The organism is Mycobacterium lehmannii (assembly GCF_001499925.1).
GTDB classification, from domain to species: Bacteria; Actinomycetota; Actinomycetes; order Mycobacteriales; family Mycobacteriaceae; genus Mycobacterium; species Mycobacterium lehmannii.
Genome location: NZ_LQIR01000023.1, coordinates 301183 through 328074, shown reverse-complemented (window position 1 = coordinate 328074; position 26892 = coordinate 301183). Strand labels below are relative to the sequence as shown.

Annotated in this window: 24 protein-coding genes; 21 read left to right on the top strand and 3 right to left on the bottom strand. The window is 66.7% G+C overall.

Features of this window, described 5'->3' with window-relative positions; all coding sequences use genetic code 11:
• The first annotated feature begins 150 nt into the window (after window positions 1-150).
• The 19 genes from AU192_RS14470 (at window position 151) to AU192_RS14380 (ending at window position 20860) form a co-directional block, all read left to right on the top strand.
• Entirely contained in the window at window positions 151-1050 is a 900-nt protein-coding gene (locus AU192_RS14470; RefSeq protein ID WP_064397457.1) for an alpha/beta fold hydrolase, read from the top strand.
• Window positions 1047-2747 (top strand): bifunctional 3-(3-hydroxy-phenyl)propionate/3-hydroxycinnamic acid hydroxylase, encoded by a 1701-nt coding sequence (locus AU192_RS14465; RefSeq protein ID WP_064397214.1) that lies wholly within the window; start codon window positions 1047-1049, stop codon window positions 2745-2747. The genes AU192_RS14470 and AU192_RS14465 overlap by 4 nt, the downstream gene beginning before the upstream one ends.
• Complete coding sequence (locus AU192_RS14460) at window positions 2695-3615, top strand: 3-carboxyethylcatechol 2,3-dioxygenase (protein WP_064397212.1); 921 nt, start codon at window positions 2695-2697, stop codon at window positions 3613-3615. The genes AU192_RS14465 and AU192_RS14460 overlap by 53 nt, the downstream gene beginning before the upstream one ends.
• Entirely contained in the window at window positions 3608-5380 is a 1773-nt protein-coding gene (locus AU192_RS14455; RefSeq protein ID WP_064397210.1) for an FAD-binding protein, read from the top strand. The genes AU192_RS14460 and AU192_RS14455 overlap by 8 nt, the downstream gene beginning before the upstream one ends.
• Entirely contained in the window at window positions 5377-6717 is a 1341-nt protein-coding gene (locus AU192_RS14450; RefSeq protein ID WP_064397208.1) for an LLM class flavin-dependent oxidoreductase, read from the top strand. The genes AU192_RS14455 and AU192_RS14450 overlap by 4 nt, the downstream gene beginning before the upstream one ends.
• Window positions 6718-6740: 23 nt before the next feature.
• Window positions 6741-7559 carry a coniferyl-alcohol dehydrogenase gene (locus AU192_RS14445; protein ID WP_064397206.1) on the top strand — a complete coding sequence of 273 codons (819 nt, stop codon included), beginning with the start codon at window positions 6741-6743 and terminating at the stop codon, window positions 7557-7559.
• Window positions 7560-7589: 30 nt separating this feature from the next.
• Window positions 7590-8585, top strand: a complete 996-nt coding sequence (locus AU192_RS14440; protein ID WP_064397205.1) for a cyclase family protein — start codon at window positions 7590-7592, stop codon at window positions 8583-8585.
• An 11-nt stretch (window positions 8586-8596) separates the two neighbouring features.
• Window positions 8597-9187, top strand: coding sequence for an NADPH-dependent FMN reductase (locus AU192_RS14435; protein ID WP_064397203.1), 591 nt, complete (start codon window positions 8597-8599; stop codon window positions 9185-9187).
• Window positions 9184-10023: an alpha/beta fold hydrolase gene (locus tag AU192_RS14430; RefSeq protein WP_064397201.1), complete on the top strand. Its 840-nt coding sequence runs from the start codon at window positions 9184-9186 to the stop codon at window positions 10021-10023. The genes AU192_RS14435 and AU192_RS14430 overlap by 4 nt, the downstream gene beginning before the upstream one ends.
• On the top strand, window positions 10020-10829 hold the full coding sequence (locus AU192_RS14425) for an SDR family NAD(P)-dependent oxidoreductase (RefSeq protein WP_064397199.1): 810 nt from the start codon (window positions 10020-10022) through the stop codon (window positions 10827-10829). The genes AU192_RS14430 and AU192_RS14425 overlap by 4 nt, the downstream gene beginning before the upstream one ends.
• Complete coding sequence (locus AU192_RS14420) at window positions 10826-11542, top strand: TetR/AcrR family transcriptional regulator (RefSeq protein ID WP_064397197.1); 717 nt, start codon at window positions 10826-10828, stop codon at window positions 11540-11542. The genes AU192_RS14425 and AU192_RS14420 overlap by 4 nt, the downstream gene beginning before the upstream one ends.
• Entirely contained in the window at window positions 11539-11733 is a 195-nt protein-coding gene (locus tag AU192_RS14415; RefSeq protein WP_064397455.1) for a ferredoxin, read from the top strand. The genes AU192_RS14420 and AU192_RS14415 overlap by 4 nt, the downstream gene beginning before the upstream one ends.
• A gap of 10 nt (window positions 11734-11743) precedes the next feature.
• Window positions 11744-12982, top strand: a complete 1239-nt coding sequence (locus AU192_RS14410; protein WP_064397196.1) for a cytochrome P450 — start codon at window positions 11744-11746, stop codon at window positions 12980-12982.
• Between the two features lie 36 nt (window positions 12983-13018).
• Entirely contained in the window at window positions 13019-14188 is a 1170-nt protein-coding gene (locus AU192_RS14405) for an amidohydrolase family protein (RefSeq protein WP_064397194.1), read from the top strand.
• A 59-nt stretch (window positions 14189-14247) separates the two neighbouring features.
• Window positions 14248-15423, top strand: coding sequence for a M24 family metallopeptidase (locus AU192_RS14400; protein WP_198957164.1), 1176 nt, complete (start codon window positions 14248-14250; stop codon window positions 15421-15423).
• Window positions 15424-16566: a M24 family metallopeptidase gene (locus tag AU192_RS14395; protein WP_064397187.1), complete on the top strand. Its 1143-nt coding sequence runs from the start codon at window positions 15424-15426 to the stop codon at window positions 16564-16566.
• A 6-nt stretch (window positions 16567-16572) separates the two neighbouring features.
• Window positions 16573-17523 carry an enoyl-CoA hydratase/isomerase family protein gene (locus tag AU192_RS14390; protein WP_064397185.1) on the top strand — a complete coding sequence of 317 codons (951 nt, stop codon included), beginning with the start codon at window positions 16573-16575 and terminating at the stop codon, window positions 17521-17523.
• The gene (locus tag AU192_RS14385; RefSeq protein ID WP_064397183.1) at window positions 17523-19931 is read left to right on the top strand and encodes a CaiB/BaiF CoA-transferase family protein; all 2409 of its coding nucleotides are present in this window, start codon (window positions 17523-17525) and stop codon (window positions 19929-19931) included. The genes AU192_RS14390 and AU192_RS14385 overlap by 1 nt, the downstream gene beginning before the upstream one ends.
• 122 nt (window positions 19932-20053) lie before the next feature.
• Window positions 20054-20860: an SDR family NAD(P)-dependent oxidoreductase gene (locus AU192_RS14380; RefSeq protein ID WP_064397181.1), complete on the top strand. Its 807-nt coding sequence runs from the start codon at window positions 20054-20056 to the stop codon at window positions 20858-20860.
• An 81-nt stretch (window positions 20861-20941) separates the two neighbouring features.
• On the opposite strand, the gene AU192_RS14375 is transcribed toward AU192_RS14380, so the two are convergent.
• Together AU192_RS14375 and AU192_RS14370 are read right to left on the bottom strand one after the other, a co-directional pair.
• On the bottom strand, window positions 20942-21784 hold the full coding sequence (locus tag AU192_RS14375) for an SDR family NAD(P)-dependent oxidoreductase (RefSeq protein WP_064397179.1): 843 nt from the start codon (window positions 21782-21784) through the stop codon (window positions 20942-20944).
• Window positions 21785-21802: 18 nt separating this feature from the next.
• Window positions 21803-22888: an NAD-dependent epimerase/dehydratase family protein gene (locus tag AU192_RS14370; RefSeq protein WP_064397177.1), complete on the bottom strand. Its 1086-nt coding sequence runs from the start codon at window positions 22886-22888 to the stop codon at window positions 21803-21805.
• Window positions 22889-22982: 94 nt separating this feature from the next.
• On the opposite strand from AU192_RS14370, the gene AU192_RS14365 reads away from it, so the two are divergent.
• Window positions 22983-23789 (top strand): lysophospholipid acyltransferase family protein, encoded by an 807-nt coding sequence (locus AU192_RS14365; protein ID WP_064397173.1) that lies wholly within the window; start codon window positions 22983-22985, stop codon window positions 23787-23789.
• A gap of 3 nt (window positions 23790-23792) precedes the next feature.
• A complete protein-coding gene (gene fadD12, locus AU192_RS14360) occupies window positions 23793-25400 on the top strand; it encodes an acyl-CoA ligase FadD12 (RefSeq protein ID WP_064397171.1) in 1608 nt (535 codons plus the stop codon).
• On the opposite strand, the gene AU192_RS14355 is transcribed toward fadD12, so the two are convergent.
• Window positions 25397-26830: a WS/DGAT/MGAT family O-acyltransferase gene (locus AU192_RS14355; protein WP_064397169.1), complete on the bottom strand. Its 1434-nt coding sequence runs from the start codon at window positions 26828-26830 to the stop codon at window positions 25397-25399. The genes fadD12 and AU192_RS14355 overlap by 4 nt on opposite strands.
• Window positions 26831-26892 lie beyond the last annotated feature (62 nt).

Below are 26892 nucleotides of genomic sequence, written 5' to 3'. Positions count from 1 at the left end.
TCGACTTCCCTTGACATCTAGCTGCCGTGAGAGTGATGCTCTGACTATAGTGCACGTGGGTGTGCGATAAATGAGCAGAGTGCTTACAAAATACGAGAATTCGATTCTCGCGGTCAAGAGAGGGTAAGCGTGTCTGAATCGGATTCGCTGGTGGCGTCCGCGGCGGCCGATGGGCGTTCGGAGGCAATCGAATTCGAGAGCGTCTGGAGCGATCTGCAGGGCGTCTCGTTCGCTCAGGGCTACCTCGACGCCGCTGGGACCCGTACCCGCTATCTGCACGCCGGTGACACCGACAAGCCGGTGCTCGTTTTCCTGCACGGCTCCGGTGGGCATGCGGAGGCCTACGTGCGCAACCTGCAGGCGCACGCCGAGCACTTCTCGGTCTGGTCGATCGACATGCTCGGCCACGGCTACACCGACAAACCCGGCCATCCGCTGGAAGTGGGCCACTACGTCGACCATCTGATGGCGTTCCTCGACGCCGTCGGGACCGACCGCGCCCACATCAGCGGTGAGTCGCTCGGTGGTTGGGTCGCGGCGCGATTCGCGGTCGACCACCCCGACCGATTGGACCGACTGGTGCTCAACACCGCGGGCGGCTCGCAGGCCGATCCCGAGGTGATGAAGCGGATCATCACGCTGTCCATGGCCGCCGCCGAGAACCCGACGTGGGAGACGGTGCAGGCCCGCATCAAGTGGCTGATGGCCGACAAGACCAAGGATTACGACGACATCGTCGCGAGCAGGCAGCGGGTGTACCGGCAGCCGGGGTTCGTCGCGGCGATGCGCGACATCATGGCGCTGCAGGACCCGGAGATCCGCGCACGCAACCTCCTCGGGCCCGACGAGTACGGATCGATCACTGCGCCGACCCTGGTGGTGTGGACCAGTGACGACCCCACGGCCGACGTGACCGAGGGGCGACGCATCGCCTCGATGATCCCGGGCGCCCGCTTCGAGGTGATGCCCGGATGCGGCCACTGGCCCCAGTACGAGGATCCCAAGACGTTCAACCGCCTGCACCTGGACTTCCTTTTGGGGCGGCTATGACGACGACCGACGTCGACGTCGTCATCGTCGGGGCAGGCCCGTCGGGTCTGACGCTGGCCAACATCCTTGGGCTGCACCGGGTCCGGACGCTGGTGGTCGAGGAACGCGACACGCTCATCGATTACCCCCGCGGCGTCGGTCTCGACGACGAGGCGCTGCGGACGTTCCAGTCGATCGGCCTGGTCGACCGGGTTCTGCCGCACACCGTGCCGAACCAGATCCTGCGGTTCTTCGACGCCAACCGAAGGCTGCTCGCCGAGATGGCACCGCCCGACGCCCGGTTCGGCTGGCCCAAACGCAACGGCTTCGTGCAACCGATGGTCGATGCCGAATTGTTCGGCGGCCTGGACCGATTCGACAATGTGGAGGTCCGGTTCGGGTGTCGGATGGAGTCCTGCGTCGAGACCGACGACGCGGTGACGGTACAGTTCGGCGGCGACAAGCCGTCGGTCACGGCTCGTTACGTGGTCGGCTGCGACGGCGGCCGCAGCGCCACTCGCCGGCTGATGGGCGTGTCGTTCGACGGCACCACGTCGTCGACCCGCTGGCTGGTGGTCGACGTCGCCAACGACCCACTCGGCCATCCCAATAGTGAGGTCGGCGCCGACCCGGCGCGCCCCTATGTGTCGATCTCGATCGCCCACGGCATCCGCCGCTTCGAATTCCTGATCCATCCTCACGAGACCGACGCAGAAGCCGACGATCCGGCGTTCGTCAGAAGAATGCTGGCGCAACGAGTCCCGTATCCCGAGCAGGTCGACATGATCCGGCACCGGGTCTACACGCACCATTCCCGCATCGCCGGTTCATTCCGCAAGGGCCGGATGCTTCTGGCCGGTGATGCCGCGCACTTGATGCCGGTCTGGCAGGGGCAGGGATACAACAGCGGTATCCGGGACGCGGCCAACCTCGGCTGGAAACTCGCTGCGGTGGTGACCGGGCAGGCCGACGACGCCCTGCTGGACACCTACGACGTCGAGCGTCGCAAACACGCCCGCGCGATGATCGACCTGTCCACCATGGTCGGCCGCGTGATATCGCCGACCAACCGCAGGGTCGCCGCGTTGCGGGACCGGATCATTCACGCCGCTTCCGTGGTTCCCTCGCTGAAGCGCTACATCCTCGAGATGCGTTTCAAGCCGATGCCGCGCTATCAACAGGGCGCCGTGTTCCATTCCGCACCGGGTGCCGGTGCGGCAGGGGCGGTCTCGCCGACGGGCACGCTGTTCATCCAGCCGCGCGTCGACACCCGCACTGAGCAGAACGCGTTGCTTGACGACGTGCTCGGGCCGGGATTCGCGGTGCTGTGCTGGAGTAACAACCTGCGAGCGATCCTGGGCGACAACGCGTTCAACCGATGGAAGGCGTTGGGTGCGGAGTTCATCGAGGCGCGTCCGATGACTCAGCTGCACTGGCCGGGTCACGACGACGACGATGTGGTGGTGATCGGTGACAGGACCGGTGCGCTCAAGGCGTGGTTCGACACCTACACCGACTCGGTGTTGTTCCTGCGGCCCGACCGCTGCATCGCCGGCGCCTGCATCGCCCAGCGCGCCGCCGAACTGAGCGAATCTCTTTTCGACGTTCTGTGTCTGACCCAGGGAGGAGGCACCGGTTCTCATGGGCACACTGGCCCTGTGCTGCATGTCGCACAGCCCGCTACTGAACCTTCCGGGACCGTCACGGGATCTCCTTGACGACATCGAGACGGCGATATCGGGTGCACGCCGGTTCGTCGCCGACTACGACCCCGAGCTCGTCGTCATATTCTCCCCGGACCACTACAACGGGTTCTTCTACCGGACGATGCCGCCGTTCTGCATCGGCACGGCCGCCCAGGGTGTCGGTGACTACGGCTCGCACGCAGGCCCGTTGAACGTGCCCGAAGACGTCGCGACCGACTGTGCCCGAGCGGTTCTGGAGTCGGGAATCGACGTCGCCATCTCGGCGAGCATGGACGTCGATCACGGAACGGTCCAACCGTTGCAGAACCTGTTCGGAGATGCGACGTCGGTGCCGACGATCCCCGTGTTCATCAACTCGGTGGCCACCCCGCTCGGGCCGGTGCGCCGGGTGCGGGCGCTCGGCGCGGCGCTCGGCACCTTCCTCGCGACCCTCGACCAACGTGTCCTCGTCGTGGGCTCCGGTGGGCTGTCGCACGATCCGCCGGTGCCCACGTTGGCGACCGCGCCGCCCACCGCACTGGAACGGATCGTGCACGGTGCGCCCATGACAGCGGAGCAGCGGCAGGCCCGCCAGGTCGCGGTGATGGACGCCGCGCAGGCGTTCGCGCACGGCGAGAGCCCGTTGCAGCCGCTCAACCCGGAGTGGGACGCGGCTTTCCTCGAGCTGATCGACAACAACCGGCTCGCCGAGGTGGACGGCTGGTCCAACGAGTCGGTCGAGCGCGAGGCCGGCCATTCAGCACACGAAGTACGCACGTGGATCGCGGCTTTCGCCGCGCTTGCCACGCACGGCCCGTACCGCACCGATCAGCGGTTCTACCGGGCGGCACCGGAGTTGATCGCAGGGTTCGCGATCAGGACGGCGGTTCTGGATGTCTGACAACAAGTTCGACCACACCGTCGACGTGCTTGTCGTCGGGTCAGGTGGCGGCGGAATGACGGCGGCGCTGGCCGCTGACGCGTTCGGTCTTGACACGCTCATCGTCGAGAAGTCGGCGCACTTCGGCGGGTCCACCGCGTTGTCCGGCGGCGGCATCTGGGTGCCCGGCGCACCGTCACAGCGCAAGGCGGGTTACGTGCCGGATCCCGACGGCGTCGTGGAGTACCTACGCCAGATCACCGGAGGACTGGTCAGCGACGCGCGTCTGCGCCAGTACGTCGATGCCGCTCCGGAGATGATGGAGTTCCTCGAAAAGCGCAGCCCGTGGTTCGAATTCGTGTGGAAGCCGGGCTACGCGGACTACTACCCGGAGCTGCCGGGCGGGTCGGCACAGGGCAGCACGATCAATGTGCCCGCCATCGACCTGCGCAAGCTGGGCGACGAGGAGCAGCATCTGCTGCAGCCACTCGCGCTGGCACCGAAGGGAATCTGGTTCGCGCCCAAAGATCTTCGGTTGTTCTACCAGGTCCGGCAGAACTGGCGCGGCAAGGCCGTTCTCGTCAAGTTGATCTGGCGGATGTTCCGGGCCCGCGCCCTCGGCGACCGGATGGCGGCCATCGGCCAGTCGCTGGCCGCTCGCATGCGGCTGGCGCTCAAACAACACAACGTTCCGCTGTGGCTCAACTCGCCGATGAGCGAACTGATCACCGACGTCGACGGAGCGGTGATCGGGGCGGTGGTGGAGCGTGACGGTCGTCAGCAGCGCATCGAAGCCCGGCACGGCGTGATCCTGGCCGCGGGTGGATTCGACCACGACATGGAGTGGCGCCGCCAGCACCTGCCGCTTCTCGAAAAGGATTGGAGCTTCGGCAATCCGGCGTCCATGGGCGACGCCATCCGGGCGGGGGAGAAGGTGGGCGGCTCGACCGATCTGCTCGACGAGGCTTGGTGGTTTCCCGCGATCTGCTGGCCCGACGGACGGCTGCAGTTCATGCTCAATGAGCGCATGATGCCGTCGCAGTTCGTGGTCAACGGCGAGGGTAAGCGATTCATCAACGAGGCCGCCCCCTACATGGACTTCGCGCACGCGATGATCGAGGGACAGAACAGCGGGGTCACACACATTCCGTGCTGGCTGATCACCGACATCCGGTCGTTTCACCGGTACGTGGTCGCCGGGCACCTGCCGATCCCCAAGATTCCATTCGCGCCGGTGCCGACCGGCTGGAAGGTGCCCAAGGCGTGGCTGGAATCCGGTGTGGTGCATGAGGGAAGCAGCTTCGAGGAACTCGCGGCCAAGATCGGTGTTCCGCCGGCACAACTGCGCCAGACCGCCGAGCGGTTCAACGAACTGGCGCGCAACGGCCACGACGACGACTTCAACCGCGGGGACTCGGCCTACGACAACTACTACGGTGACCCCGCCCTGCCGAACCCGAACCTGCACCCGCTGGGCAAGCCGCCCTACTACGCGTTCCAAATCATCCTGGGCGACCTGGGCACCTCCGGAGGTCTGCGCACCGACGAGTTCGCCAGGGTGCTGCGCGCCGACGACCGCGTCATCGAGGGCCTCTACGCGGTCGGCAACACGTCGGCCGCGGTGATGGGCCGCAGTTACGCGGGCGCCGGTGCCACCATCGGCCCGGCGATGACCTTCGGCTATGTCGCGGCCAAGCACATCGCCGAGCAGCTGTCCGGCTCTGGAGTTCAGACCGGAACTAGTACCGATTCGACACTCGATACACATCGGAAGGTAACGAAATGAAGATCTCGCTGTTCTACGAGTTTCCACTGCCGCGGCCGTGGAGCGAAGACGACGAGCACAAGCTTTTTCAGGACGGTCTCGACGAGGTGGAACTCGCCGACAAGGCCGGCTTCTCCGCAGTGTGGCTGACCGAGCACCACTTCCTGGAGGAGTACTGCCACTCCACCGCGCCCGAGATCTTTCTGTCCGCAGCGAGCCAGCGCACCCAGAACATCCGCCTGGGCTTCGGCATCATGCACCTGCCGCCGGTCGTCAACCACCCCGCACGTGTCGCCGAACGGGTCGCGACACTCGACCTGATCTCCAACGGGCGCGTGGAGTTCGGCACCGGCGAGTCGTCGTCGGTCGGTGAACTGGGCGGGTTCGGTGTCGACCCCGCCGACAAGCGCGCGATGTGGGAAGAGGCGCTGGAGGTTTCGATCCGCTGTATGACCGAGGAGCCGTTCACCGGTTTCAAGGGAGAGCACATCGAGATGCCCCCGCGCAACGTCGTACCCAAACCGCTGCAGAAGCCGCATCCGCCCGTCTGGGTGGCGTGCACGAGGCCCGCGTCGGTGGCCATGGCGGCCCAGAAAGGCCTCGGTGCACTGAGTTTCGCCTACACGGGCCCGGGACCGCTGACCGAGCGGGTGAACGGCTACTACAAGGAGTTCGAGGAGAACGGCGCGCCGGTCACCCCGCAGATGAACCCGAACATCCTCGCCATCGGCGGTGACTTGTCGATGATGGTGGCCCCCACCGACGAACAGGCGATCGAACGACTCGGCAAGGGCGGCGGCTTCTTCGCGTTCGGCATCATGCACTACTACATGACCGGGATGCACACACCGGGCCGGACCGGGGTGTGGAAGCGGCACCTCGAGGAGATCGAGAAGGACCCCAGCATCGTCTATGGACCCGACCGCGGTCCGATCGGAAGCCCGGACACGGTGCGCAACTTCCTGCGCGGCTACGAGGAAAGCGGTGTCGACGAACTGATCCTTTTGCTGACCCCGCGCAGGCACGAAGAGACGATGGAGTCCATCGAGTTGATGGGCAAGGAGGTGCTGCCCGAGTTCATCGAACGCGACGAGAAGGCGCAGGCGGAGAAGGCCAAACGACTCGAGCCGATCATCGAGAAGGTCGAAGCGCGGCGGCAACCGTCGCAGGCACCCGTCTTCGACGAGAGCTATGCGTTCGGCGGACTGCCCACCGGCCGCCAGAACTACACGGCCAACGAGGTGTCGCTGGCGATGGACGAGATGAACGCCGGCATCGAGGCGGCGGCGGCCAAACTCAAGTCAGGAGAAGGGTGGGCGAGCCGCAACCCAGAAGCGGACGCCAAGAGCGCGCAGTGACGAACGCCGGCCAGAGATGAGCCATGGGCCGAACTGACGAACTGTGGCGCTACGACGGGCGTCGTGTGGTCGTCACCGGATGCGCCTCGGGCATCGGTGCCCACGTCGCCCGTCAGGTCGCCGACCTGGGCGGCGAGGTGATCGGACTCGACATCAAACCGCCGACCGAGGCTGTCGGCGGATTCATCGAACTCGATCTGTCGGATCAGGGCTCGATCGACCGGGCGGCCGACGCCGTCGGCGACTCGGTCGACGCGCTGTTCAACGTCGCCGGGGTGTCGTCGGGGATCAAGGACCCACTGCGGGTCGTGACGATCAATTTCCTGGGCACCCGGCGGTTTACCGAGGCGCTGGTGCCCCGGATGCGCGCTGGATCGGCGATCGCGAACGTGTCGTCGCTGGCGGCGTCGGCGTACCGGGACAACGCGCCGGTCACCGCCGGCCTGGTCGACACGGACTCGGTCGAGGCGGGCATCGAGTGGTGTCGACGCCATCCCGAGGCGCTGGCCGACGGCGGCGGTTACCGGTTGTCCAAGGAGGCCATCATCCTCTACGGCATGGCACAGGTGAGCGCGTTGGGCGCCAGGGGGATTCGCATCAACTGCACCGCACCCGGGGTGACTGACACGCCGATCCTCGACCAGTTGCGCAGCGCGTACGGGCAGGAGTTTCTCGACTCCTTCCGGACCCCGCTGGGCCGGGCCGCCGAACCGCAGGAGCAGGCCAGCGTGCTGACCTTCCTCAACAGCAGGGCGGCCAGTTATCTCACCGGCCAGGTGATCTGGGTGGACGGAGGCACCACGGGGGAGACGGACCTCGCGGGATCGGTACGGCGGCGTTGACGTGAAAGTCGGCACAGTGAAAGGTAATCCATGGCCAGCATGAGCGAGTTCCGCCGCGTCGCCGACGACGTGCGCAATTGGGGCCGCTGGGGCGACGACGACGAGCTGGGCACGCTGAACCTCATCACGCCCGAGAAGGTGGCCGAAGCGGCCGCGCTCGTAAAGAAAGGGACCGTGATCCCGCTCGGAGGCGACTTCGGCTCGAACGGCCCGCAGGGCGCGTTCCAATTCCGGCCGAACCCCACCCATGTGATGACGGTGGACGGCGGCGACGCGAACACCCTGGCGCGGTACGGTCCCCAGTGGCTGCGGAACTCAGTGGCTCACCAGGTCAGCGAGTTCTTCGTGGACAACCCGTTTCGCTTCAACGACGACATGATCGTGATGCCGCTGCAGGCGGCCACGCAGTGGGACGCCATCTCCCACGTCTACTACGATGACAAGCTCTACAACGGCTTTCCCGCGGACTCGGTGACCAGCTTCGGGGCCGTCCATCTGGGCATTGAGAAGGTCGACGTCAAGGGCATCACCTCCCGAGGAGTGCTGCTCGACGCGGTCCGGCACCGCGGCGCCGACGTCTTCCTCGAACCCGGAAACCCTGTCACACCAGCAGAACTCGATGATATCGCCAAGGCCCAGAACGTGACGATCACGCCGGGGGACATCGTCGTCGTACACACCGGGTGGTGGACGAGGTTCCTGTCTACCGGTGACGGCTCCGAACCAGGATCCGGTCTGGACTGGACCTGCGCATCGTGGCTGCACGACCATGACGTCGCCGCGGTCGCCGCCGACAACCTCATGGTCGAGGACCCCGATCCGGCCAACGGAGTCGAGGGCACGTTTCTGCCCATGCACATGGTCTGCCTGCGCGACATGGGCCTCATGTTCGGCGAGTACTGGGATCTCACCGGCCTGGCGGCCGACTGCGCCGCCGACGGTGTCTACGAGTTCCAGTTGATCGCACCGCCTTTGAAAGTCGTTGGCGCGGTGGGCGCACCCGTCAGCCCGATCGCAATCAAGTAGTGGGTGAGGATATGACTGCAAGCACCAGAACCGGCGGTGCGCCGTTCGTCGTGGGACTCGGCGGCACGCTTCGGGCGAATTCGTCGACCGAGCGCGCGTTGCGTTACTGCCTCGCGGCGGTCGAGCAGCAGGGTGGGCGGACGCGGCTGTTCGCGGGACCCGACCTGGATTTGCCGATGTATGCCCCGCACTCGCTGGAACGCACGCCCCAGGCTCTCGAACTGGTCAGTGCGCTGCGCGATGCGGACGCCGTGGTCGTCGGCTCACCCGGTTACCACGGGGCGATCTCTGGATTGGTCAAGAACGCGCTCGACTACATCGAGGATCTGCGGGAGGACCCGCGCGTCTATCTGGACAACACGCCGTGGGGCTGCATCAGTTGCGCCTACGGCTGGCAGGCTGCGGTCAACACACTCGGGCAGTTGAGGTCCATCGGGCACGCGCTGCGCGCGTGGCCGACTCCGCTGGGCGTGGCGATCAACTCCGCCGACCAGATCTGGGACGAGGCAGGGGAGTTGATCCACGACGCCACCCAGAACCAGCTGGACATGCTCGCCACCCAAGTGCTGTTCTTCGCCAAGGCCGCCCGGGAGACCGCGTGACCGAGCTCCAACGCAAATCGGTTCTGGTCGACGGTCTGGTGACCGGTTATCTCGAAGCAGGACAAGGCGATCCGGTCGTCCTGCTGCACGGTGGGGAGTTCGGCGCCGGCGCCGAGATCGGCTGGGAGCACAACATCGCCGCGCTCGCCACGCGCTACCGCGTGCTCGCGCTCGACATGCTCGGGTTCGGCGAATCGGCGAAGGTCATCGACTTCAACGACGGCCGCGGTATGCGGATCCGGCACATCGCACGGTTCTGCGAAGTCCTCGGGGTGGAATCCGCGCATTTCATCGGCAACTCGATGGGGGCCGTGAACATGTTCGTCGACGCCACCTCCGAAGCGCCGGTGCTGCCCGCCCGCAGCCTGGTGACCATCTGCGGAGGCGGCGAGATCCAGCGCAACGAGCATTCGGCCGCGTTGTACGACTATGACGCCACGTTCGCGGGGATGCGCCGGATCGTCACGGCGCTCTTCTACGACGCCTCCTACCCCGCCGACGAGGAATACGTCCAGCGCCGCTACGAAGCCAGCATCGCGCCGGGCGCGTGGGAGGCATTGGCGGCGGCGCGGTTTCGGCGTCCGGGCCTTGAGGCTCCACCGCTGCCGTCGAGTGTCCGCGCCTACGAGCGCATCACCGTGCCGACACTTGTGGTCGAGGGCGGCGGTGACAAACTGCTACCCCGCGGGTGGGCGGGCGAGATCGCGCGCCAGATCCGCGGTGGCCGGTCCGCGGTGATCGATGCGGCCGGGCACTGCCCGCAGATCGAACAACCCGACGCGGTCAATGAACTATTGCTCGGCTTCCTGGCCGACTCACACGAAGGGGCGGCATGACCGGCGAACTCGAGGGCAAGGTCGCGGTCGTCACCGGCGGATCTTCCGGACTTGGTGAAGGGTTGGTGCGGCGGTTCTGCGCCGAGGGGGCCAAGGTCGTCGTCGGCGACGTCGACCGCGAGGGCGGCGCCCAACTCGTCGCCGACCTCGGTGACTCCGTCCGCTTCATCGAGACCGACGTGGCCGAGGTCGAGCAGGTCAACCGGCTGGTTTCCGCGGCGGTCGAGGAGTTCGGCGGCCTGCACGTGATGGTCAACAACGCGGGCGTGTCGGGCAAGATGTTCCCGAAGTTCCTCGACGACGATCTCGCCGACTTCCACCGGGTGATGGCCATCAACGTGCTTGCGGTCATGGCCGGTACGCGCGATGCGGCCCGGCACATGGCCGAACACGGCGGCGGGTCGATCATCAACTTGACCTCGATCGGCGGCATCCAGGCCGGCGGCGGGGTGATGACCTACCGGGCGTCGAAGGCCGCCGTCATCCAGTTCACCAAGTCGGCGGCGATCGATCTGGCCCACTACGAGGTTCGCGTCAACGCGCTCGCGCCGGGCAACATCCGGACCGCGATCGTGCGCAAATCGGCGACGGGAGAGGACCTCGAGCGCCTCGAGGCGTTCGAGGCCAAAATCCGCGAACAGATGCGCAACGACCGCCCGTTGAAGCGGGAGGGCACCGTCGACGACGTCGCCGAGGCCGCGCTGTACCTCGCCGGGGACCGTTCCCGGTATGTCACCGGAACGATCCTTCCCATCGACGGCGGCACCAGTGCGGGGAAGGTGATCGTCCGCAAGCCGAAGCCATGACGACTTTAAATCAGTCGCTTGACTTAAGCGCTTGGGAGCGGTTGACTGTGACGGTGACCACTGCCAGAAGCGTGCGCACCGAACGGGCGAGCACCACACGCGAAGCGATCCTGGCCGCCGCCGAGCGGCTGTTCGCCGAGCACGGTGTCTATGCGGTATCCAACCGGCAGGTCAGCGAGGCAGCAGGCCAGGGCAACAACGCCGCGGTCGGCTACCACTTCGGCACGAAGGCCGACCTGGTGCGGGCCATCGAGCAGAAGCACCGCGTCTCGACCGAGCGTCTGCTGTCGCGGATGGTCGCCGAGATCGGCGACTCGACCGAACTTCGTGACTGGGTTGCCTGCCTGGTGCGCTCGCTGACCGAGCACCTGGCACAGATCGGGACCCCGACGTGGTACGCGCGCTTCGCCGCGCAGGCGCTGGCCGACCCCGAGTACCACAAGATCGTTGTCAAGGGTGCTCTGGAGTCGCCGTCGGTGAAACGCGTCGTCGACGGCATCACCCGCTGCCTGCCGGACCTACCGCCTGCGGTGGTCACCGAGCGAAACATCATGGCTCGCAATCTGATGATGCACACCTGCGCCGATTTCGAACGTGCCTTCGCCGAGGGGGCCGACATGCCGCGGACGACCTGGAGTTCCGCGGCGTCCGGGCTCATCGACGCGATCGTCGGGCTGTGGCAGGCACCGATCACGGAGCGCCCGGCATCATGAAACTGACTGTCGACCAAGACAAGTGTGTGTCATCGGGTCAGTGCGTGCTCAACGCAAGCGACATCTTCGACCAGCGCGACGACGACGGCGTCGTGGTCCTGCTGAACGACAGCCCGGCGGACGACCAGGCCGACGACGCCCGCAAGGCGGCGGCGGCATGCCCCGCACTCGCCATCCACATCGAGGAATGAGATCCACCATATGTCTGAAACCTTGACCGGAACGCCCGACGTGTCCTCGGATGTCCCCGAATACCCGATGGAGCGCGACGCTCGGTGCCCGTTCGCCCCACCGCCGCAGATGCTCGAAATGGGTGAGGCCAAACCGCTTTCGCGGGTGCGGATCTGGAACGGCACCACGCCGTGGCTGATCACCGGGCACGCGGTGGCGCGCGAGCTGTTCGCCGATTCCCGGGTCAGTGTCGACGACCGCATCGAGGGCTTTCCGCACTGGAACGAGCACATGCTGTCCACGGTGTACAAGCGGCCGCGTTCGGTGTTCACCTCCGACGCCGAGGAGCACACCCGGTTTCGCCGGATGCTGTCCAAGCCCTTCACCTTCAAACGGGTCGAGGGGCTGCGGCCCGCCATTCAAGAGGTGACCGACGAGTGCATCGACAACATCCTCGCCGGTCCGCAACCCGCCGACATCGTCGCCCAACTGGCGCTGCCGGTGCCCACCCGGGTCATCAGCGAAATGCTCGGTGTGCCATACGAAGACCATGAGTTCTTCCAGCACCACGCCAATGTCGGCCTCGCGCGCTACGCCTCCGCCGAGGACGGCCAGAAGGGCGCCATGAGCCTGGCCAAGTACCTCAGCGATCTGGTCAAGGCCAAAATGGAGAACCCGTCGGAAGACGCCGTTTCCGACCTCGCCGAGCGGGTGAACGCCGGGGAGATCACCGTCAAAGAGGCCGCACAGCTGGGCACCGGCCTGCTCATCGCCGGTCACGAGACCACCGCCAACATGATCGGCATCGGGGTGCTGGCGCTGCTCGAAAACCCCGAACAAGCCGCGCTGCTACGGGATTCGGACGATCCGAAGTTCATCGCCAACGCGGTCGAAGAGCTGATGCGCTACCTGTCGATCATCCAGAACGGCCAGCGTCGGGTCGCGATCGAAGACATCGAGATCGCCGGTGAGACCATCCGTGCCGGCGAGGGCATCATCCTCGACCTGGCACCCGCCAACTGGGATGCCGCCGCTTATCCCGAACCCGACAAGCTCGACCTCGGCCGCGATGCCGGCCAGCAACTCGGCTTCGGCTACGGCAGGCATCAATGCGTCGGCCAGCAGCTCGCTCGTGCCGAGCTGCAGATCGTGTTCCACACGTTGCTGCGGCGCATACCGACGCTGAAGCTGGCCGTGCCGTTCGAGGACGTGCCCTTCAAGCACGACCGACTCGCGTACGGCGTCTACGAACTTCCGGTGACCTGGTAGTCAGGTCCATTCTTCAGCCCGATTGGAGTGTCAACGATGTCAGCACCAACAACTCCCGCCCTTTATCCGCCTGAGGGTTTCGGCGCGCCCAAGCACCGCAAGGGCCATGCCACCGGCGACTTCGGTCTTCCCCAGGGCACCGAGATCTTCTCGGCGGACAACCACATCTCGGTGGCCGAGGACATCTTCTACGACCGCTTCCCCGAGGAGCTCAAGGGCGCCGCGCCGCGCATCTGGTACGAGGACGGCGCCTACATGGTCGGCATGAAGGGCAAGGCCTGGACCGGCGGCGACTTCGGGCGGGTGCTGATGCAGTACGACGACCTCGCCGGAGCGGCGTCGAACAACATCGAGGCCCGCGTCCGTGAGCTCAAAGAGGACGGCATCGACAAGGAACTGGCCTTCCCCAACGCGGTGCTGGCGTTGTTCCACTATCCGGACAAGGCGCTGCGCGAGCGTGTCTTCCGGATCTACAACGAGCACATCGCCGATCTGCAGGAGCGCAGCAACGGACACTTCTACGGTGTCGGCCTGATCAACTGGTGGGACCCGAAGGGCACCAGGAGCACGTTGGAGGAGCTGAAGTCACTGGGCCTGCGGACGTTCCTGCTGCCCCTCAACCCCGGCAAGGACGACGACGGCAACATCTACGACTACGGCAGCACCGATATGGACGCGGTGTGGGACGAGATCGAGGCCGCCGGCGTGCCGGTCAGTCACCACATCGGTGAGACGCCACCCAAGACGCCGTGCCAGCACAACAGCGTCGTCGTCGGCATGATGGTCAACGTCGACTCGTTCCGCGAGCAGTTCGCCAAGTACGTGTTCTCCGGCATCCTCGACCGCCACCCGGCATTGAAGATCGGGTGGTTCGAAGGTGGTATCGCCTGGGTGCCAACGGCTCTGCAGGACGCCGAGCACATGCTTGCGTCGTACCGACACATGTTCAACCACCAGCTCGAGCATCCCGTGCGCCACTACTGGGACAACCACATGTGCGCGTCGTTCATGGTCGACCCGCTCGGCTTGGAGCTCATCGACAAGATCGGCGTCGACAACGTGATGTGGTCGTCGGACTATCCGCACAACGAGTCCACGTTCGGATACTCGGAGAAATCGCTGAAGACGGTCGTCGATGCGGTCGGACCCGAGAACGCCGTGAAGATCGTCAGCACCAACATCAAGAACTTCCTGGGGATTTCGTGACCACATTCGCACCACAGTCAGCGTCGATCGACATTCCGGACCTTCCCGACCTCGCCCGGATGTACCGGGAATGCGGGGCGCGACTGCGTGATTCGATGATGGACAAGGGTGTCGACGCACTGGTCCTGCTCGGCAACGGCAACGTCGTGTATGCGACCGGTATCAGCTGGCCGCTGCTCGACGCCGGGCTCTCACACGTGGAACGTCCGGTGGCGATCGTGCTCGCCGACGACCCACACCCGCACCTGTTCATGCCGCTGCGGGAGGGGTCCTCGTCGCAGTGCGAAGTGCCCGACGACCATGTGCACGGCCCGCTCTACCTCGAATTCGACGAGGGCGTCGAACAATTCGCGAAGGTGCTGGCCGACCTGGTTCCCGCTGGCGGCAAGATCGCGGTCGACGAGCTGACCGGCGCCATGCGCCGCGCATCCGCAGCGCTGTTCCCTTCGGGTCCGCCGTCGGACGCCGCGCAGGTCGTAGGGCCTGCCAAGCTGGTCAAGACGCCCGACCAGATCTCATGCGTCCGCCATGCCTGCCGTATCACCGAAGAGGCGATGGTCGACGTGCAGAAGGCGCTGGCCCCCGGTGTGCGGCAGGTCGACCTCTCGGCGGCGTTCGTGCGCCGTGCGTTCGAACTCGGCGCGACCGCCAACATGCTCGAGGCCATCTGGCAGGTGATGCCGACGACGAAGACCAGCGGTTCGGTGTGGACCACCACCGGAGACCTGGCGCTGCCGCTGTTGACCACCGAACGCGAACTCGAACGCGGTGACGTGTTGTGGACCGACGTCAGCATCACCTACAACGGGTACTGCTCGGACTTCGGGCGCACCTGGCTGGTCGGCGACGAGCCGAATGACCGCCAGCACGCGCAGTTCGAGAAGTGGCGGGAGATCCTGTCTGCCGTGCTGTCGGTCACCAAGGCCGGCGCGACGAGTGGTGACCTGGCCCGCGCGGGCATCGCCGCCAACGGTGGCACCAAGCCGTGGCTGCCACACTTCTACCTCGGGCACGGCATCGGCACCAACGCCGCCGAAATGCCCATGATCGGAACGGATCTGGGCGAGGAGTTCGACGACAATTTCGTGTTCCCTGCCGGGATGTTGCTGGTGCTCGAACCCGTGGTGTGGGAGGACGGCACCGGTGGCTACCGGAGCGAGGAGATCGTGGTCATCACCGACGACGGATACCAGTCCATCACCGATTACCCCTACGCCCCCTACGGACGGAACTGAATGGCACTCCAGATTCTCCCTGACGCAGCCGATCTGCGACGGGGCCGCCGCGAGCGCGCGCTGGCCCAGATGGAGGAACGCGACATCGACATCCTGGTGCTGGGGCGGCAGGCCAACGTGCGCTACGTGACCGGCGCCCCGCAGCTGTGGGTGGCGGGTACCCGGCCGTTCGGACCAATCTGCGAGGTCGTCCGCTCGACCGGTGAGATCCACCTCAACAGCACCTGGGACGAGGGCATCCCCGACGAGATTCCCCACGACCACCTGTACGGGCTGGCGTGGAACCCGATGACGCTCGTTGACGTGCTCAAGGCGCTGCCCGGGGCCGCCACCGCCAAACGGGTGGGAACCGATTCGCTGACACCGACATTCGCGCAGCTGCTGCCGATGGCGTTCCCCGACGCCGAAATCGTCGACGCCGAACCGGCGCTGCGGGCCGCGCGCCGGATCAAGACCGCCGACGAGATCGCGGTGCTCCGCGGTGCGCTGAGTGTGGCCGAGGCGGCGCTCGACGCCGCGCGCGCCGAGTTGGCGGCCGGGACGACCGAGAAGTCGCTGACCGGTGCGCTGATGGAGGCGATGGCCGCCGGTGGGGTCACCACGCCCGCCACTCAGGACGGAGCCTGGGTGACCAGCAAGGAACACCCGTGGCGGCGCGCTCGCACCGACGGCCGTATCGAGGACGGCGACCTGGTGGCGTTCTCTGCCGGTGCGCTGGCCGACGGCTACGTCGGCGAAGTTGGCCGCACATGGCCGGTCGGAGAGGTCGAGGGGTCTGCGGTCCCACAGCTTTACGATCGCTGGAACCGTCTGTGGGACAGTCTTTTGGACGCCTGTCAGCCGGGTCGTCCCGCGAGTGGCCTGCTCGCCGCCTACGAGGCGGCCGGTGAGCCGCTGCCCGCGATGCCCGTCGCCCACGGCCTCGGTCTGGGCTACGACTCGCCCGTCGTCACCCCGGCCCTGCGGGCCACCATCGCCGACGAACTGCTCGAACCCGGCATGGTGCTCGCGGTCAGCGGCTACGTCTGGCAGCAGGGCGTGGGCGCGGTCTTCACCCGCGACGCCGTGCACGTCACCGCCGACGGGGCCGAGGTGCTGACCTCCAGCCCGCTCTGGAGTGGTGCGGGCGTCGGAATCGGTTGACGCGACATGTCGGAACCCGGGAGTCGGCCCGCCCCTGAGGAAATCGTCCTCTACGAGAAGGACCCGGCGACCAAGATCGCGACGATCACGTTCAACCGGCCCGAATACCTGAACGCACCGACGTCGGCTGCACGGTTGCGGTACGCCGACCTTCTGCGTGGCGCCACCGTCGATGACGACGTGAAGGTTGTCGTGATCCGCGGTGTCGGCGAGAATCTCGGCAGCGGCGCGGATCTGCCGGAGTTCATGGCGGGTGACGACGACGCGCGGCTGGCCGAGCTGCGGGTGGACGATCCGAACGTCACCTATCCACCAAAGGGATCGTTCCGGCACGGCGCAACGATGGGGCAGTGGTACGCCAACGTCGCGGCGGGCAACCGGGCGTTGCAGGAACTCAAGAAGATCAGCATCGTCGAGGCCAAGGGGTACTGCTACGGCTGGCACTTCTACCAGTGCGCGGACGCGGACCTGGTGATCTCCAGCGACGACGCGCTGTTCGGCCATCCGTCGTTCCGGTACTTCGGCTGGGGCCCGCGGATGTGGACCTGGGTGATGACCATGGGGCTGCGACCGTTCCAGGAGATGGTTTATACCGGTCGCCCGTTCACCGCAGACGAGATGAAGGAGTGCAACTTCCTCAACAAGGTGGTTCCGCGCGACCAGCTCGAGGCCGAGGTCGCCAAGTACGCCCACGCGTGTGCACGGAACCGACCGGTGGACAGTGTGTTTCAGCAAAAGATGTTCTTCGAGGTGGTCAAGCAGTTCCAGGGCGAATACCTCGGCAGCCTGCTGTCGGCGATGTTCGAGTCGATGGGCGGCGCGGCGCGGCCCGACGGCGACGACTTCATGCTTGCCGACGCGATCGATGTGGGCCTCGCGGACGCCGTCAACGACAACGACGACAAGTTCCCGCCCGAGTTCCGGTTGAGCAAGGCCAACCGCAGAAAGAAGGATTAGTGCCGGCGCTGGACGAGTACACCGTCGTTGACCTGTCGAGCGGAATCGCGGGAGGCTACGCCACCAAACTACTCGCCGACGGTGGTGCCACGGTGGTCAAAGTGGAGTCGCCGCAGGGTGATCCGCTGCGAACCTGGTCCGCGTCGGGGGCACGCATCGAGCCGGAAAGTGACGGGGCGCTATTCAGCTTTCTGGCCTGCTCGAAACACAGCGTCGTCGTCGACCCGGACGTCGCCGCCGACCTGGATATGCTGCGCGGGTTGCTGTCAGCCGCCGATGCGGTGGTGTGGTCGCGCGGATCGGCGGTCGCCGAACTCGACGAGTTCACCCCCGCCGCACTCGCCGATGTATACGGTCATCTGACTGTCACAGCGATCACCCCTTTCGGGCTCGAGGGGCCGTGGGCGGACAAGCCCGCCACGGAGTTCACCCTGCAGGCGTGGTCGGGTGGCGTGATCGGGCTGGGCCGGGGCGCACAGGATCGCGCGCCGCTGTTCGTCGGGGGCCAGATCGGGGAGTGGCTGGCGGGCGCATACGCGGCGGCGGGTACGACGGCGGCCTCGGGTCTGGTCGACGTCTCGATCCTCGAGGCCCAGATCCTCTGCCTGACTTACTATTCGGTGTCGTTCAACGATGCGCTCGGACGCCCGTTCCGCGACCGCCGCCGGTTGACCGTGCCAGGTGTCGCGTCCGCGGCCGACGGGCTGGTGGCGTTGGGGTGCGGCACCGCGCAACAGTGGTTCGACCTGTGCGCGATGGTCGGCCACGACGAATGGATCGATGAGGGCGGTGACCTGTCGATCACCGAACAGGCCAACATCCACGCCGAGCAGATCTACGAGTGGGTCAAAGAGAACCGCGTCGAGGACATCCTCGAGCTGTCCAGCGCCTTTCGGATTCCGAACGCACCGGTCGGAAACGGCGCCACTGTCACGGATTTCGACCAGTTCGTCGAACGCGGCACGTTCGTCACCAATCCGCGCGACGGATTCACCCAGCCCGGGCCGCCGTACCGCACCACGCCGTCGCTGCTGCGCGCGCCGCTACCCGCGCCCCGGCTCGGCGAGCACACCGCCCTGTACCGTTCGCGAACGGTACACCAGGGTCGCGATTCCGCCGAGATCACGACCCTGGGTGGGGTTTCGCGAACATTGTTCGAGGGGCTACGGGTGCTCGACATGACGAGCTTCTGGGCGGGCCCGTCGTGCACCCACATGCTGGCCTTGCTGGGCGCCGAGGTGATCCACATCGAGTCCACTGCGCGACCCGACGGCACGCGGCTCATCGCCGGGGTGCCGATCACCGAGGAGCAGTGGTGGGAGCGCTCGCCGATCTTCTCCGGCTTGAACACCAACAAGAAGAGCGTCACGCTCGACATCCGTTCCGAGCGCGGCGTGGAGCTGCTGCGCCGGCTCATCACGACCTGTGACGTCATCGTCGAGAATTACACCCCGCGGGTGCTCGACCAGATCGGTCTGGACTTCGATGCCGTGCACCGGCTGCGACCCGATGCGATCATGATGCGCATGCCGGGATTCGGGCTCGACGGGCCGTGGCGCGACAAGCCCGCGTTCGCCTACGTGATCGAGGATTGCTCCGGAATCACCTGGCTGACGGGGCATCCGGATCAGAACCCGGTCGAGCCCTATTCGGTCGGCGATCCCAACGCCGGGGTGCACGGTCTCAACGCGCTGTTGCTCGCGCTGGCGCACCGGCGACGGACGGGACAGGGGGTCCGGATCGAGGCCGCGATGGTCGACGCCGCGCTCAACGTCGCCGCCGAGCAGGTCATCGAATACTCGGCCTACGGAAATCTCCTGCAGCGGCAGGGCAACCGCGGGCCGACCGCCGCGCCGCAGAACCTGTACCGCACCGGCGAGCTCGACGAGTTCGGCCGCCCCGACGACTGGGTCGCGATCGCGGTGGCCACCGACGAGCAGTGGGCAGGGCTGGTCGATGCCCTCGGGCAGCCGGCATGGGTGACCGACGAACTCGCCACGGCCGACGGCCGTCGGCGCAACCAGGACACCATCGATGAGCACCTGGGCGCGTGGTGCGCCGACCGCACCGGTGACGATATCGTCGAAACACTCTGGGCGGCCGGGGTTCCGGTGGCCAAGGTGATGCAACCGCACCGCGTCGGCGACCTCGAGCAGCTGGTGCACCGCGGCTTCTACGAGAAGGTCGACCATCCCGTCAACCCTCCGGCCCGACACAGCACGCTGCCCATGCGCATCGCGTCCGTCCGGAGTTACCATCGCAGTCCCGCACCGCTGCTGGGACAGCACAACCACGAGGTGCTGACCGCGCTCGGGCTCAGCGGCGACGAGATCACGGCGCTCGAGGAGGAAGGGGTCATCGGAAACGCGCCCGCGGGTCTCACCATTCGCACGACGAAGACCGGTTGACGGGCGCAGGAATGACCGCAACGGGCGCCTATCACCGAGATTGCAGCCAGGGCTGTGGGCCGGTGAACGACCCTCACCGCAATGTCGGTGCTAGGCGCGCAGCGAGTCGCTAGCCTCGACCGATGGCCATCGATCCGTCGAACATTCTGCTCACCGGCCGCGTTGCGGTCGTCACCGGCGGTGGCGCGGGCATCGGCAAGGGAATCGCTGAAGGGCTCACCGCCTTCGGGGCGTCCGTCGCGATCTGGGAGCGCGACCCGGAAACCTGTGCCGCGACCGCCGAAAGTCTCGGTGCGCTGGGGATTGTGGTCGACGTACGGGACAGCGCGCAGGTCGACGCGGCGCTTCAGCAGACCGCCGATGCGCTAGGCGAGGTGTCGATCCTGGTCAACAACGCCGGCGGCACCTTCTTCTCGCCGATGCTCGAAACCACAGAGAACGGCTGGGATGCGCTGTACAAGGCCAACCTGCGCCACGTGCTGCTGTGCACCCAGCGGGTGGCGCGCCGTCTCGTGGAGGCCGGCAGGCCCGGCAGCGTCATCAACGTGACGTCGATCGAGGGTGTGCGGGCCGCACCGGGATACGCCGCATACGCCGCGGCCAAGGCCGGCGTCATCAACTACACCCAGACCGCGGCGTTCGAACTGTCCCCACACGGCATCCGCGTCAACGCCCTCGCGCCGGACCTCACCCTGACCGAGGGGCTCATGCAGATCTCCGGCGGCACGCTGAACCACGACGTCGCTCCTGGCATACCGATGGGCAGACCGGGACATGTCGACGAAATCGCCTCGGCGGCAGTGTTTCTGGCCTCCGACATGGCGAGCTACATCACCGGTCAGACGATCCACGTCGACGGCGGGACCCACGCGGCGGGCGGCTGGTATCACCACCCGCAGACGGGAAGGCCGACGCTGGGTCCGGTCTAGCCCGGTCGCGTCGCGCGACTACGGTTTCTGACGAAGTTCGCACGCTTTTCGTCAGAAACCGCCGTCTCGGCGGAGTTCCCGTCAGTGGGTCCAGCCCGCGGCGGACTGGTCGTCGAAGGTGCGGTCGATGCGCTCGAAGCGGCGTCGAATCGAGCCGCGGGCCGCGCGGTGCGGTAGCACGTAGAGCCGGTTGGCTTCGATCGCGTCGGCGGTCAGGCGCGCCACCTCGTCGACGTTGAGCACGGAGTCGTCGCTCGGATCCGACGCCAACTGCTGAACCGAGTCCGCGCCCGACGCGGTGGCCGGACCGTAGTCCTCACTGCGCACGCGTTCGGTGTTGGCCAGCAGGTTGGTGTCGACGATCATCGGGCACAACACCGTCACACCGATGCCGTTGGCGCGCACCTCGCGCGACAACGTCTCCGCGAGCGCGACGACGCCGTACTTGGCGACGCAGTAGGGGCCCAGGCCGACATTCGGAATCAGTCCGGCGAACGACGACGTGAACGCGATGTGGCTGTCGGCTTCCTGCGCGATCAGCCGCGGCAGGAACGCCTCGACGCCGTGGATCGGTCCCCACAGGTCCACGTCGATGACGAACCGCCAGTCGTCATGGCTGGTCTCGGCGATGGGGCCGGCATAGGCGATCCCGGCATTGTTGAAGACCAGGTGCACGTCGCCGAACACGTCGAACGCCTCGTCGGCCAACCGGTTGACATCGTCGAACTTGCGCACATCGCACACCACGCCGCGGGCGTCGACGCCGTCGGCGCGCAGATCGGCCACCGCACGGTCGAGTGCGGCCGAGTCGATGTCGCTGAGCATGATGCGGGCTCCGCGCCCGGCGAATTCGCGTGCGGCGGCCAAACCGATTCCGCTTGCGCCGCCGGTAATGACCGCCGTGCGTCCGTTGAACGTATCCACCCGCCGAAGACTAGGCGGTCAGCTCAGATCGCGAGGGCGATCCCATGCCGGCTCGCCCAGCCGGGCCCGGATCGCCGCCCACGGGTCCGCATACCGGCCGGGCGTATCGCGGTACGCGCCCCGACGCTCGAGGAGCGCACGCGCAAGCGGCGCAAGCGGTATCAGCAATCGCGCCGCGTAACGCGTCCAGCCTGCGTTGGCGGCGGTCTCGGCTTGCATGTCCGGCCACGAGTAATGCTGGAACCGCAACGCTTCCTGCGCGCGGGTGGTGTCCATCCAATCGGTGACGAACCAGGTGTCGTCGCGGTCGGGGTCTCCGGGCCTGCCGGGCGGCAGCACCCCGGGAAGGCCGCGGGCCGCAGCCAGCGCCGCGCCCACGTCGCCCTGGCGGATGCGGTGCGAGTCGTCGCCGGCGATCAGCAGGATCTCCCCGACGACGTCGGCCGTGGTGGCGGCGGCGAAGGCCCACGCGACGTCACGGACGTCGACACTGTGCAGGCGGCCGTCGGTGGGTAGCAAACTCTCTAAGTACAGGGCGTCGGCGCTCAACGGCATCGCATTGGGGTCGGTGCTCAGCACACCACCCAGGCGCAGCACCACCCAGGGCAGGCTCGAGGCGCGCACGATCGCCTCGGCCTCCGCCTTGGTGCCGCTGTACAGATCGCACGGCCGCATCGGATCGTCGGCCCGCACGGGAGCGGTCGACCTGTGCGGGTTGCGCGCACCGTAGACCGCGTTGCTCGACGCCTGGACGAAGCGCGGGGGCGTGGGTTGTTGTTCGGCGATGCGCACCAGCGTCGCGGTGGCCTCGACGTTGACGCGCCGCGCGAGCCCGGGGTTCTTGTAGATCGCCGGCGGGATCACCGCGGCCAGATGGATGATCGCGTCGGGCGAGACGTCGGCGACCAGCCGCTGCACCGAAGCCTCGTCGGTCAGGTCGGCCCACCGTACGGTGGCGCCCCGTGGCAGCTTCGCCTGTGCCTTCCTGTTCGCAGGGGTGTCCAGGTCGGCCACCACGACGGAGCGTCCGAGTTCGGCCAGCCTGCGTACGGTCGCCGAACCCACCAGGCCGAAGCCGCCGGTCACCAATATCGCCCCGGTCATTGCGCCTCCCACCTGCGAATATGACATTCTCTTTTTACGAAAGTAGCATGTTCAGGTCTAGGGGAGGGGCGGCGCGGGGTATGACAGGTACGCCATGAACAGCAACGGGGCGCAGAAGCCGGAAGTCGCCAAGTGGGATCCCGCGTTCACCCGGGGCATCGTCAACACGGTCGGCCCGCTTATCAAACGCTACTTCCGCGCCGAGGTGCGCGACGTGGACGTCATGCCCGCTGCCGGCGGCGCTCTGCTGGTGTCGAACCACTCTGGCGGCATGCTGACGCCCGACGTGCTGGTCTTCGCTCCGGCCTTCTATGAGACGTTCGGCTTCGACCGGCCCGTCTACACGCTCGGACACGACGCGATCTTCGTCGGGCCGGTCGGCACATTGTTGCGGCGCGCGGGTGTCATTGGGGCGAATCGGGAGAACGCCGCCAAAGCGTTGCGCGAGGGCGCCGTCGTATTGGTCTTCCCCGGCGGGGATTACGACTCCTACCGGCCGACATTCAACGAGAACGTCATCGACTTCGCGGGCCGCACGGGATACGTCCGGACCGCTGTCGAGTCTGACGTGCCGATCGTGCCCATGGTGTCGATCGGCGCTCAGGAGACACAGCTGTTCCTCGCGCGTGGCGACTCGATCGCCCGACGCATCGGACTCAAGCGCCTGCGCGCCGAGATCCTGCCGATCAGTGTCGGATTCCCGTTCGGGGTGTCGGTGTTCTTCCCGCCGAACCTCCCGCTGCCCGCCAAGATCACCACGCGGGTGTTGCCGCCGATCAATGTGGTCGAGCAGTTCGGAAAGGACCCCGACGTGAAGGAGGTCGATGCGCACGTGCGCTCCGTGATGCAAGCCGCGCTCGACGAACTGGCCGCCGAACGCCGATTCCCGGTTCTGGGCTGACCGATGGCTGACGTTCTCGGACTCGTGCAGACGCTGTGGCGGGCCGGCTTGATCGCGCCGCTGCGGCCCGATAAGTACCTACGGATGGGCGCGGCGATGCGTCGCGTGGGCATGACCGCGACGGTCGGCTTCGCCGCGGCCGCGCAGCGCTGCCCGGACCGCCCAGGACTCGTCGACGAGCGCGGCACCCTGACCTGGAAGCAGATCGACGATCGCTGCGACGCGGTGGCCACCGGGCTGCAAGCCCTTTCCGGCGGCACACCGAAAACCGTTGCCGTGATGTGCCGCAACCATCGCGGCTTCATCGAGTCCCTGGTGGCCTCGAACCGAATCGGCGCCGACGTGCTACTCCTCAACACCTCGTTCGCGGGTCCGGCCATGGCCGAGGTGGTTGATCGAGAAGGCGCCGACGTCGTCATCTTCGACGAGGAGTTCGCCGAGATCGTCGACCGTGCCATGGCCGACAAACCCGACGCGACGCGGATCCTCGCCTGGACCGACGAAGCTACCGACGGCCTGACCCTCGATCAGCTCATCGAGTCCAACCTCGGCAAGCGACCCGCCGCCACCGAACGCAACAGCGACATCATCCTGCTGACGTCGGGCACCACGGGAACCCCGAAAGGCGCCAAACGCGGTCAAGGCAGTGGGGGCGCAGGCGATCTCAAGGCGGTGCTGGACCGAACACCGTGGCGCGCCGAGGAGGCCACCGTCATCGTCGCGCCGATGTTCCACGCGTGGGGCTTCTCGCAGCTGCTGTTCGCCGCGCTGCTCGCCTGCACCATCGTCACCCGCCGCAAGTTCGACCCCGAGGCCACGCTGGAGCTGGTCGACCGGTACAAGGCAACCGGTCTGGCGGTCGTGCCGGTGATGTTCGACCGGATCATGGACCTTCCCGACGAGGTGCTGAACCGCTACAGCGGCAAGTCACTTCGCTTCGCGACGGCGTCAGGTTCGCGGATGCGGCCCGACGTGGTCATCAAGTTCATGGACCGGTTCGGCGACGTGATCTACAACAACTACAACGCCACCGAAGCGGGCATGATCGCCACCGCGACGCCGTCCGACCTGCGCGCGGCTCCCGACACGGCCGGGACCCCCGCCGACGGCACCGAGATCCGCATCTACGACGCGGATTTCAACGAACTCCCCGCTGGCGAGACGGGTCAGATCTTCGTCCGCAGCGGCACGCTATTCGACGGGTACACCTCCGGCCAGACCAAGGACTTTCACGACGGTTTCATGGCGTCGGGAGACGTCGGTTACCTCGATGAGGCCGGGCGGTTGTTCGTGGTCGGCCGCGACGACGAGATGATCGTCTCCGGCGGAGAGAACGTGTACCCGATCGAGGTCGAGAAAGCGCTGGCCCAACACTCCGATGTCAAGGAGGCGGTGGTGCTGGGCGTCGACGACGAGCAGTACGGTCAGCGCCTCGTCGCCTTCGTCGTGCTCAACGACGGTAAAAGCGCAGGCCCCGACGACCTCAAACAGCACGTCCGTGACAACCTCGCCAACTACAAGGTGCCGCGGCAGATCACCGTCCTCGACGAACTTCCACGCGGCAACACCGGCAAGGTGGCTCGGAAGGACCTGCTCGACCTGGTCGACTAGCGGGCCGCAGGGGCCGGTGCCATCGCCGTGCCCACCACGGACAACGCGGGAAGCCCTGCCGCGGAGCGGATCTCGTCGAGGCCGTGCACCATGGCGTCGGTGGCCTCGTGGATGTCGTCGAAGGTCACGTCGTCGGACAGGATCGAGATGTCCACCTGGTCGACGTAACTCCACACCGTCATGTTGAACGCGCTGCCGGCCGACAGCACGCCGATCGAGTAGATCTCGCTCACCGGGGCGCCGCCGATGTGGCCGCGGCGGCGTGGTCCGGGCACGCTCGACACCGCGACATTCATCAGCGGGTTGTGCTTGGCGCGTTGGCTCTGCCAGCGGAGGAGCGTCGGTGTCAGTGGGGGAGGGAGGTACTCCATCAACTGGCCCTGCAACTTGGGGCCGAGCAGTTCGTAGTTCTCCTTGGCTCGCGCAGTCGCCACGGACGTCAGCCGCACTCGTTCGAGCGGGTCGTCGATATGGACGGGGAGCGATACCGACAGGCCACCGATTTCGTTGCCGGTGACCCGGTCCGGAGACAGGTCCGTGCTCACCGGGACCGACGCCATCAGAGGCCGGTCGGCGCGCCCGTCGTATCGCAACAGCAGTTCGCGCAGCCCGCCCGCCGCGGTGGCCAGCACTATGTCGTTGAACGTCACCTTTAGTTGTTTGGCCGTCTCCTTGACCTCGGCCAGCGACAGCGACGCCGTGGCGAATGTGCGTCCCGGCGAGACCACGTGGTTGAGGAACGTTGGCGGTGTGCGGAACATCTTGGCAAGCTCCGGTTGATCGGCGCGCTCCTTGGCGCGGCGCCGCAACTTGGTGAACCCGCGCACCGCCTCGCGAGCGAGCGTAGGAAGGGCGGCCACGTTCGACGCGTGGTCGCGCATCGCGACCTTCACCAGATCGGATCGCCCCGGGGCGTCACAGACGGCGTAGTCCTCGTGCTCGTTCTGCGTACCGTCCGCGAGATCCATCAGCCGCGCAAGCAGATTCGCCGACGCCACACCGTCGGCCAGGGTGTGGTGCACCTTCCCGATGAGTGCGAACCGGTCGTCGGCCATACCCTCAGCGAAGTGGAACTCCCACAGCGGGCGGCTGCGGTCGAGCGGTGTGCTGGCGATCTTGCCGATCACCTCGTCGAGCTCGCGGCGGCCACCTGGGCTCGGCACGTGTACGCGGCGCAGGTGGTAGTCGAGGTCGACCGGGCAGTCCTCGAGCCACATCGGGTGATGCAACTTCCACGGAATGTCGACGAGCCGGTAGCGCAGCGGGTCGAGCAGGTGCAGCCGCCGGGCGATGGTGCGGTGGAACAAGTCGAAGGTGAATTCGCCGTCGAAGTCGGCGGCGTTGATGATGGCGACCTTCAACGTGTGCGTGTGCAGGTTGGGCGTCTCGCTGTAGAGCAGCATGGCGTCCATACCGTTGAGTCGCTTCATATCCCCACCCCCTGCAGCCTCGGAGCCCAAGTGTCTATCGAACCACTCCGAAGGTCATGATC